This is a genomic window from Porticoccus sp. (assembly GCF_041592135.1).
Lineage (GTDB): Bacteria > Pseudomonadota > Gammaproteobacteria > Pseudomonadales > Porticoccaceae > Porticoccus.
Genome location: NZ_JBFHQR010000091.1, coordinates 1 through 9,620, shown reverse-complemented (window position 1 = coordinate 9,620; position 9,620 = coordinate 1). Strand labels below are relative to the sequence as shown.

12 protein-coding genes are annotated in these 9,620 nt (G+C 59.2%); all 12 read right to left on the bottom strand.

All coding sequences use genetic code 11. The annotated features are described in order from the left end of the window. Window positions 1-648 (bottom strand): response regulator (locus tag ABY948_RS08785; RefSeq protein ID WP_461482157.1); only part of this gene is annotated, 648 nt, incomplete at its 3' end. 10 nt (window positions 649-658) lie between these two features. After that, window positions 659-1,324: a chemoreceptor glutamine deamidase CheD gene (gene cheD, locus ABY948_RS08780; protein ID WP_461482156.1), complete on the bottom strand. Its 666-nt coding sequence runs from the start codon at window positions 1,322-1,324 to the stop codon at window positions 659-661. Then, complete coding sequence (locus tag ABY948_RS08775) at window positions 1,324-2,196, bottom strand: CheR family methyltransferase (RefSeq protein WP_461482155.1); 873 nt, start codon at window positions 2,194-2,196, stop codon at window positions 1,324-1,326. Before ABY948_RS08775 ends, cheD begins: the two co-directional genes overlap by 1 nt. Before the next feature lie 55 nt (window positions 2,197-2,251). Then, the gene (locus tag ABY948_RS08770; protein ID WP_461482154.1) at window positions 2,252-4,651 is read right to left on the bottom strand and encodes a methyl-accepting chemotaxis protein; all 2,400 of its coding nucleotides are present in this window, start codon (window positions 4,649-4,651) and stop codon (window positions 2,252-2,254) included. 136 nt (window positions 4,652-4,787) lie between these two features. Further along, on the bottom strand, window positions 4,788-5,285 hold the full coding sequence (locus ABY948_RS08765) for a chemotaxis protein CheW (protein ID WP_461482153.1): 498 nt from the start codon (window positions 5,283-5,285) through the stop codon (window positions 4,788-4,790). Window positions 5,286-5,336: 51 nt separating this feature from the next. After that, on the bottom strand, window positions 5,337-5,564 hold the full coding sequence (locus ABY948_RS08760; protein ID WP_461482152.1) for a hypothetical protein: 228 nt from the start codon (window positions 5,562-5,564) through the stop codon (window positions 5,337-5,339). Window positions 5,565-5,566: 2 nt separating this feature from the next. After that, the gene (locus ABY948_RS08755; protein ID WP_461482151.1) at window positions 5,567-5,926 is read right to left on the bottom strand and encodes a response regulator; all 360 of its coding nucleotides are present in this window, start codon (window positions 5,924-5,926) and stop codon (window positions 5,567-5,569) included. 298 nt (window positions 5,927-6,224) lie between these two features. Next, window positions 6,225-6,509 carry an EscU/YscU/HrcU family type III secretion system export apparatus switch protein gene (locus tag ABY948_RS08750; protein ID WP_461482150.1) on the bottom strand — a complete coding sequence of 95 codons (285 nt, stop codon included), beginning with the start codon at window positions 6,507-6,509 and terminating at the stop codon, window positions 6,225-6,227. After that, on the bottom strand, window positions 6,499-7,668 hold the full coding sequence (locus ABY948_RS08745; protein ID WP_461482149.1) for a flagellar hook-length control protein FliK: 1,170 nt from the start codon (window positions 7,666-7,668) through the stop codon (window positions 6,499-6,501). The genes ABY948_RS08750 and ABY948_RS08745 overlap by 11 nt, the downstream gene beginning before the upstream one ends. Before the next feature lie 29 nt (window positions 7,669-7,697). Then, window positions 7,698-8,024: a hypothetical protein gene (locus ABY948_RS08740; protein ID WP_461482148.1), complete on the bottom strand. Its 327-nt coding sequence runs from the start codon at window positions 8,022-8,024 to the stop codon at window positions 7,698-7,700. Window positions 8,025-8,033: 9 nt separating this feature from the next. Then, complete coding sequence (gene fliS / locus ABY948_RS08735; RefSeq protein WP_461482147.1) at window positions 8,034-8,444, bottom strand: flagellar export chaperone FliS; 411 nt, start codon at window positions 8,442-8,444, stop codon at window positions 8,034-8,036. 52 nt (window positions 8,445-8,496) lie between these two features. Next, window positions 8,497-9,620: flagellar filament capping protein FliD (gene fliD, locus ABY948_RS08730; protein WP_461482146.1), on the bottom strand; the 1,124-nt coding region annotated here is incomplete at its 5' end.

Genomic DNA, 9,620 nt, shown 5'->3' with positions numbered 1-9,620 from the left:
CCGGTTGATGCGGTCGGCAAAGGCGGCGCTGAAACCTGACGGAATATGCTGGGCGATCACGGTGCCCGGGGCATCGGGGGGAAAACCCAGCAGCACGTCTTTGATCGCCTCCGTGCCCCCTGTCGAGGCGCCGATGGCGATGATTTTATCGGTGGTCTGGAAATGCCTGCCCGCCGAGCGCGCAATGACCGCATCGGTGCTGTACAGCGGTTCCGGATCGGCCAGCCGAATGATCGGCCTGAGCCGTGCCCTGGCCGCCGCCTTCACCTTGCCAATCAGTTCCTCAGCGTAATCCTCCAGGCAGTGGGACACATCGATTTTGGGCTTGGCGACAAAATCCACCGCGCCCAGCTCGAGCGCCTCCAGCGTGACGCTGGCCCCCCGCTCGGTCAGGGTTGACACCATCACCACCGGCATGGGCCGCAGGCGCATCAGATTGCGCAGGAAGGTGAGGCCATCCATGCGCGGCATTTCGATGTCCAGGGTGAGCACATCGGGGTTCAGCGACTTGATTTTCTCGCGCGCAATAAAGGGGTCCGCCGCCTGGCCGACCACTTCTATTTCCTTGTCCTCACCCAATATCCTGGTCAGCAGATTGCGAATCAGGGCTGAGTCATCAACTATTAGCACTCGTATCGGCGCAGCCAACGGGGACTCCTTAAAACAGTTCTATGTCTTGTTTGACCGGGGCGCTCTCCAACGTGGTCAGATAGCTGCTCTCCCGCTTCAACAAGGTGTCATTTTGCAGGGTCTTCAATTTCTTGACCCGCGCCAGTCCCGTTTGCGGGAAATAATTGACCTTGCGGGGAAATTCCCCGCCCAGGTCCTCCGAGACCAGTGACAGCCCTTCCGCTGCAATATATTCCCGGACAAAGGCGATATTGCGCTGGCCGACGCTGGTTTTATGTCTTAAAACCTGCCCGCCGCCGAACAGCTTTACTTCGAGATTTTCCCGCCGACCGCCGTGTTTCAGGATGTCGTTGATCAGCACTTCCATCGCGTAACTGCCATAGCGTGCCGCGGAGGAAATAATGCCCCAGTTTTCCAACTGTTCGCTGTGGGGCAACATAAAGTGGTTCATGCCCCCAAGGCCCAGTTTTCTGTCCCGTATGCAGGCGGAAACACAGGAGCCCAGCACCGTCGTGACCAGCTCGCCGCGCAGGGTGACGTAATATTCACCGGGGAGAATCTTGGCCGCTCGGCACTCGTTCACCCGGTCCCAGTAGCGGTTGATATGCTCGTAGCCGGGCAGGGGTGGGAATGATTCCGTGCCGGGCGCATCCTGCGTTGACGAGAAGCGGCTCAGGGTCGGAATCGCGACCATCAGTTGACTCTCTGATAAATCGTATTGCCCAGCAGGCTAAAGCGGTCACAGACCTTGTAGAGGGTTTCCGAGTGCCCGATAAACAGGTGGCCCCGTTGCTGCAACTGATTCGCGTAGCGATCAAACAACACGCTCTGGGTGGCCTTGTCGAAATAAATCACCACGTTGCGACAGAAAATGATGTCGAAACTGCCTTTGAGGGGCCAGTCCGACAACAGGTTCAGCTGCTTGAAGGCCACCATATCCGCCAACTCCGGCACCACTTTCACCATCCCGGCCCGGGCACCTTTGCCGCGGTAAAACCAGCGCTTGAGACGCGCCTGCGACATGCCCTGCACCCGGGTTTCCGGATAGATGCCCTGCCGGCCGGTTGCCACCACACTGGAATCCAGGTCCGTGGCCAGTATCCGGATATCCCAGCCCTCCGGCATCACCTCCGCGACCGCCATGGCAATGCTGTAGGGCTCCTCGCCGGTGGAGCAGCCCGCCGACCAGATGCGCAGTGTGCGCGAGGATTTTTGCCGGATCAGCGCCGGCAGCAGCTCCTGCTGCATATAGTCAAAATGGTGGGGCTCGCGAAAAAACGCCGTCAGGTTGGTGGTGAGGGCATTGACGAAGTACTCCATTTCCGTGCCGTCGTCCTGCGCCAGGAGGTCGCAGTACTGGGAGAAACGGGTCAGTTTCAATGCCCGCAGGCGGCGCATCAAGCGCCCGTAGACCAGATCCCGCTTGGCATCGCTGAGCACAATACCGGCGTGCTCGGCAATACGTTTTGCGATAAAACGGAAATCCCTGTCCGTCAGTTTAAATTCCCCGTGGCCGTCCATGTCATCGACATGGCTTCCCTGTGGTATGACACTCGCCATATTCATCGATACTGCACCAAGTTAATTAACTGCCAGTTACTGCGTGCCACTCGAATCGGAATCAGAATTCTTCCCACTCCTCAGTCTCTTCCGCCGCCTTCTTGCGCGGAGGGGGCGCGACCTTGCGGCCCTTGGCGACGGCGGCTACCGGTCTGGCGGGAGTTCTTGTTGCGGCGATCGTCCGTTTGGCGGTCTGCTTGGGCTGGAAGATAATTTCTTCCTCTTCCTCACCGGTGTGGAAACTGCCGACCAGTTCCTTCAGGCCAGTGGCCTGCTCTTCCATGTCCTCACTGGAGGCGGCAGCCTGTTCCACCAGGGCCGCGTTTTGCTGGGTCACTTCGTCCAGCTGGGTAATCGCCCTGTTGACCTGCTCGATACCGGCCGACTGCTCCTGGGAAGCCGCGGCGATCTCGGCAATGATGTCGCTGACCTTTTTCACGGCGGTGATGATCTCTTCCAGGGTCTTGCCGGAATCGCCCACCAGCCGCGAACCGTCATCGACTTTTTCGGCACTGTCCTTGATCAGCGACTTGATCTCTTTCGCCGCCTCGGCACTGCGCTGCGCCAGGTTTCTCACCTCCGCGGCCACCACCGCAAAGCCGCGGCCCTGTTCGCCCGCCCGGGCCGCCTCCACCGCGGCATTCAGTGCCAGCAGATTGGTCTGGAAGGCGATTTCATCAATCACCCCGATGATTTCGGAAATTTGTTTTGACGAGTTGTTGATGGCCGACATCGCCGACACGGCCCTGGCAACCACTTCACCACCCTTCTCCGCCTGCTCCCGCGCCCCGGAGGCCAGTTGATTCGCCTGGCGGGCATTGTCGGCATTGGATTTCACCGCCGAGGTCATCTGCTCCATGCTGGAAGCGGTCTCTTCCAGGGAGGAGGCCTGCTCTTCGGTGCGCTGTGAAAGGTCGGAGTTGCCCCGGGAAATTTCGGTGGAGGAGCTACTGATATTGATGGCGCTCTCGCGGATCTGTGCAACCATGGAACACAGGTTGCTGACCGTGCCGTTCACGTCCTCTTTCAGCTGCCCGAACAGGCCGTGGTACTGGGCCTCGATACTGCCGGTCAGGTCTCCCTCGGCCAGCTGTTTGATGACCCGCGCGATGTCCTGCAGGCCGCTCTCACTGGTGGCCATCAGTTCATTCAGCAATTCCCCGAGCTGTTTGAAGAAACCGCTATAGCTGCTGGTATCGATCCGGGATGAGAACTCGCCCTCGGACGCCGTTTCCACCAGGGCGCGAATTTGCCGCTCGGCATCCTTTTCGTTGGTGACATCGGTCCACTGCACCATATTGCCCATGTACTCGCCATCGGACCCGGTGATCATGGTGGTATTGACTTCAAACTCGACACCCGCGGCCACCACCTCGGAACTGGCGGGCAAACTGTGGGCATCTGTCAAACAATGGGACTGCAACGCGCGCACATTGCCAAAGCACTCGATGCCCTGCCCCACCAGTTTATTGGGATCAAAACCGGGGAACGCCTCCCGCAGCTCCCTGGCCCGGGACTTGAACAAGGTCTGCATGGCCGGGTTCGCATAAGCAATTTTCTGGTCGACATCGCAGATCATGATATTGGTGTTGGCGCCGTCGATGGCGGAGGTGAGTCGCGCCACATCCCTGGCGTTGCGCACTTCCTCGGTAATGTCGCCCCATTCCAGCAAGCTGCCGATATGGTTGCCATCATCGTCGATCACCGCGGTGGCGATCATCCTGAAGTAGAGGCCATTGAGTTCGATGGTGCCATTGAAAGGCAGGCGGCTGGGGTCGTCCAGCAGTGCGCGCTGGTGCTCCGGCCGGGAATGGAACTGGTCGATACAGAGGCCGATCACGTTGTAGGGATCGAAACCCGGGTAGGCCTCTTCGTACAGGTGCATGTATTTTTTCCAGACCTCGATACTGGCCTGGTTGACGTCGGTAATCACCCGGTTGCGGTCCACCATAATCATGGGGGTGGTCGCACCGGCGATGGCAGCCCGAAAACGATTTGACTCTTGTGTGGTCGCCGCGGGAGTCACCTCTTCATTATCTTTTTCGATCGTTGACGCCATAGCTTCATCCTCTGGTTTACTGTATGCACTCAGCATGATGTTATTGATTAACGCCAGCGCATCGCGCCAGGCCGTTGCGTAAGCACTTGTCCACTGGCCGCCGGCCATTTCCCCCATGGCATCCGTCAGGGTTTCAGAAAAAACGGCGTAATGGGGTTCCAGCGCGCCGTATACCTGATGCCGTTTGCCCAATTCAGTGAGGATGTTGATCAGCGACTCGGGTTTTTCCAGGTTGTTCACCACCAGCTGCAGGGCGGACACCAGCTTCTTTCTCTGATCCTGGGGCGTCACATTCCTGAACAGCGGTTTGACCGTCGGGTAGCGTTCAAACAACAGGCCATAAAAGTTGGCCACCAGTTCATCGAGACGGGGCGCAAGCAATGCAAAACTTTCTTTCAACAACTGATTTGCAAACCCTGTTTTTTGTGGCCTGGACGAATTGTCGCCCCCCTGATTTTGTAATTGTTCTACTTGTTGATTCATTTATTCCCCCTCATGCCAATACTTCACGACTCAAGATTGCTGGAGATATCCGGACTCAAGCTGCGGTTTCCATGGTTCCCGCATTCAATAACAAATCAATATCCAGAAGGATCACCATTTTCTCATCGACACTCGCCAAGCCCTTCACAAACTGTTCATCAATCACGTTGCCGAAATCCGGGGGCGACTGGCAGTCTTTCGCCCCCACGGTGTACACCTCTGAAACCGCATCGACGACGATACCCATAATCCTCTCGGCGCTATCGCCCCGCACCCTGACGACGATCACCACCGTGGTGGGGCCGTATTCCATGGGCGCGATGCCAAACCGCTCCCGCAGGTCGATAATGGGCACAATATTGCCGCGCAGGTTGATCACACCCCGCAGATAGGAGGGCGAATTAGGGATCGGTGTAACCTTGCTCCAGCCCCGAATTTCCTGCACCCGCAGGATCTCCACGCCGTATTCTTCCTCGGCCAGGATAAAGGTCAGGTATTGCCCGCCGCCGCCGAGGTCCTCGACGCCGCTCTCCAGTACTTGCCCCATATTCATGCCAGTACTCCATCATATTGACTAAAAAGAAATTTCATTCTCGCCATACAGCTACATCCCCGCTTGAGCGAAATCACTTAAAATTCCCGCGATATCCATCGGCTGGTGGGCGCCCCTGAAGGGTCTGTTCGCGGAGTTGTTTATCATGCCTGTCATGTCGCCGCTCGCTGCGACATAGGGTAAAAACCTGAGCCCACTAAAACCGTTACCAGCCTGACCACCGTTTATTGTTTTTGGCTGATGGCCGCCTTTGTAAAAACCGATTTCAGTCATCTTCATTGCTACACCACCCTTTGTACGATCTCCAATAGCTGGTCCGGATCAAATGGCTTGGCAACCCAGCCGGTGACCCCGACCTCTCGGCACTGCTGTTTAACCTCGGGACTAGACTCGGTGCTCATGACAAGTATTGGGGTGACACGGTAGGCGGGGGTCGCGCGAATTTTTTCGGCGAGGGCGATGCCGTTTAAACCGGGCATATTCAGGTCCGTCAGGATCAGCTGGAACGCTGCGCCCTCCAGCTGAGGCAAGGCATCCTCGGCACAGGCAGAAGCGACGACCTGGTGACCGGAATTTTCCAGCACACATACCAGCATCTGACGTATAGAGGATGAATCGTCCACTACAAGTATCTTCGCCACACTTCCCCCACATTCACTACCAGAAAAAACTACAGCTACTTACTTGAACAGCAACCAAAGATGGCTCTCTGTCTGCCTCAGTACAGGTATTCATCGGCCTGTTTATTTTTTACTTGAGGGCCGGTCGAAAATTTACTGCAGAGGGTTCGCCATTTTTAATCGCGGCGGCCATGGGAACGACCCCGCACGGGCAGGGCAGCGCAGCGGCGGGCAAGGAACAGGAACAGGAAAGCGCAGCGGCGGGGACGGGAAGCGGAGGAGCAGTGGTCAAGACGAGCAGCAGTGCCGCGCCAGCGGACTATTCCGCCTCGATGTCGCGATCGACATTGCGCAGCCAGACCAGCAACTCCGCAATGGCCCGGTAGAGTTCCGGGGGAATGCACTGGTCGATATCGAGCTGCATCAACAACCCCACCATCTCCGGGGAGTCGTGCACAAAAATATCGTTCTGCCTGGCCAGCTCGATCATCCGTTCGGCCAGCAGACCGTAACCCCGGGCGATGACGCGGGGCGCCTGATCGCCGTCCTGGTAGCTGAGCGCCACTGCCTGGCGAAGAGCTGGAGAAGGCGCATCATCCGGCATCCGTCACCCCGACAACCTGAAAACGCACCTGGGGATGCTCAAATCCGCAGCGCTCCAGCTGGCTCAACAGGGCGGCTTTTTGCGCTTCCAGACAGGACACCCCCGCTTCCGTGTCCACCTGCACCGCAATGCTGAGGGCGCGCTGCTGTAGCGACAGCTTCATTTTCACCTGCCCCAGCGCCGCCAGCTCAAGGGCCAGTTCGGCGTCCCAGGCTGGTTCGCCCGGCGTTCCCCGTGACTGTTCGGACCCGGCTCCCTCCCGGTTGCGCTGGTGAAGCCCCTCGGGGATCTGAATCAGCATCGCCAGCAGGGCACCGGCCCACACCTCCCCCTCCCAGTGCAACAGCGGGCTGGCCAGCAGGGCCAGCTGTTGCTGTACCACGGCCTGGGTTGCCTCCCGCAGATCGGGCAAATCACCCGCAGCGATCGGTGGCCCATTGCTCACCGCCGCGGACAGGCGCGTCAGCAGCAGATCAGCTTCCCGGGGCAGGGGCTGGCCGGCGAGGCGGAAGTGCGCCGGAAGCGGCGCGCTTGGCAACGGCTTCGCTTCGGGCCGGGAGAGCTTTCCGTCCGGTGGCAACAGCGGCACATCCGACCGCACGGGAGTACCCTGATCGGGGTTTGCCGCCGGTCGCGGCACCGCCAGCAGTCGCATCTGGGGTTCCCGTTGCAACTGCTGCACCGGCAGTTCGCCCCGGTACCAGCTGGCGAGATGGGACTCATAAAAAAGTCCGCTGTCGCGGATACTCTGGCCCAGGCCATGGGCCAGCACCGCTGCATTAGCAGCACTGGGTGCGGGGAAAAAGGGTGCGGGCAGGGTCACTTTCGCCGGCGGCAACGGAGCGGACGAATAAATCGAGGACAGCATTTTTGCCGCCGGGCTGAGGGTGCTCTCCGTCGCGCCGCTGGCAGGCAACAAGGCTTTGCCGCCGGCAACCACTGCCGGGCTCTCCGGTTGTGGCCTGAGCAGCGACCCAGACCGGACGCCGCCAGCCGGGCCGGGAGAATTCAGCCGACCATCACTGTGCAGGGGTTTTATCGGCGCCGGGGGGGGCACCGGGTTGACGGCCTCGTTGAGCAACCGGGGCGTCAGCGTATCGACCTTTCTAGCCAACGTCTGCGGCAACAGGGTATCAAGCAGTGGGGTAATGCCACTCATCGCAACCTGCTGCCCTGGCGCCGGAAAAATCAGTGGTCATAGAGCAGCGGGCTATTACCCTGATTGGCCGAGTTGATCAGCTGGCCGATCTCGTCGCGGCGGCCAATCAGGTGGGCACAGATTTCCTCGGCGTGCTCCAGCAACTGATCCTCAATCCACGCGCAGCGGCGACTCAGCTGCTCGTCACCCTTGCGCTCCTGCAGGGCAAGCCGCTCAACCTGGGCCACATACAGGGTTTGCTTTTCCAGCAGCTCCAACCAGTTACCCTGGCGCGACAGCAGCTGCATACGCTTCGACAGCTGCAGCAGCTGTTCGTAATCATGGTCCAACGCCTGCGATTCTTTCTGGGTGCGCATCTCTATCCCCTACAACTGATTGCCAATATCACGCCACGCCGAGCCAATTTCCGACAGCAGGTTCGCAGCTTCATCGAGCTTCTGCAGGTCGTTGTGCAAATTGGCCCGCAGCAACAGCCCACTTACATAGTGATAGAGCAGTGCCAGGCTTTCTGCAATTTCCCCGCCTTTTTTCAGGTCGAGGGCCGCCGTCAAACCCTGATTGACAATATCGATGGCCTTTGAAATGGCGCGCCCCTTTTCCGCCATATTGCCTGACGCCATGTGTTTGCGCGCCGCACACAGGGCGGTGTCCACACCGTCAAATAACATCACAATCAACTGGTGCGGATTGGCCGACATCACGCCACTTTCCACCCCGATGTTATTGTAGGCTGCGACGGCGTTCGCTCGGGCCAGCGGCCCATAACCTGCTCTCATATTCACTCCCCATGGGTTTCAAATTAGCGGCGATCAAGCGGCGTCCTGTGGTTTAACCGTTGAGCTGCGCATTCATGATTTCAAACTGTTGTGCCAGATAACCACTGGTCGAGTTCATCGTGGCGATGGTGCTGTCCAGCTTGCTGAACTGCGCGCGATAGCGGGCGATGGTGGCGTCAATACTCTGCTCGACGCGCGCATAGCGCTCATCCATCCGCTTGACGCCGCCGTCGAGGGCCTTGCTGGCACTCTCCAGCACACCATTGCTCGCCAACACCTGATCCAGTCGCTCCACCAGATTGTCCGCCAGGCCCGCCGGCCCGTCGGCCACGCCGGCAAAGAAATCGGTCAACGCCTGCTCCTGTGTCGCGATAATGTCATCGAGCGCCTCCGTATCCAGCTTGAGCGCGCCGCCCAGCTCCCGGGTGATACCAATGTCGGTCAGCCGGTTAAATGCGCCCCCGTCCACCCCGGCACTCAGCACCGCGCGCATCTGCCCCTGGATGCTGCGCAAGGTCGAATCGCCGAGCAGATCCCCCGACTCGCCGCTTTCGGCGTCGTAACGGGTGAGGCTGGTAATACTGTCGTTCAGCTTGTTGTAGGCGCTGACAAAACCCTCAACCGCATCACTGATAGCCTTGGTATCCCGCTCGAACACCACCTTGGCCGAGCCCTCTTCGACAAGACTCAGGGTGGCACCCTGAATGGCGCCCTGAACCTTGTTGGTTTGACTGGTGATGGCAATGCCGTTAACGGTCAGCGCCGCGTTGGCGGCGGCGATTTCGGTGATCGGATCGGTGACCAAACTGCTTGCCAGACCGGCAAAATCCAGCGAGGTAATCGCCGCCTCGGTACCGGTCGCGGCAGCGGTGAGCACCAGGCGGTAGGGTGTGTCACTGCCATCATTGACGATGGAGGCGGACACCCCCGCTTCACTGGCATTGATGGCATCGCGAATATCCTGCAGCGAACTCGCGCCATCGACAATTTCAACGGCGGTTTGCTGACCGCTGCCGATATTGATGCTGATGGTACCGGCGCCCAGTTCAACCGTTTGGTCGGCAATGCCGGTGGTGGCGATACTGTAGGCTTTCGCCAGACTGGACACCTCGACCTGATAGGCTCCCGCCGGGGTGCTGGCGGTGGCTGCCGCGGTCACCGCGGTGCCGGTAATTT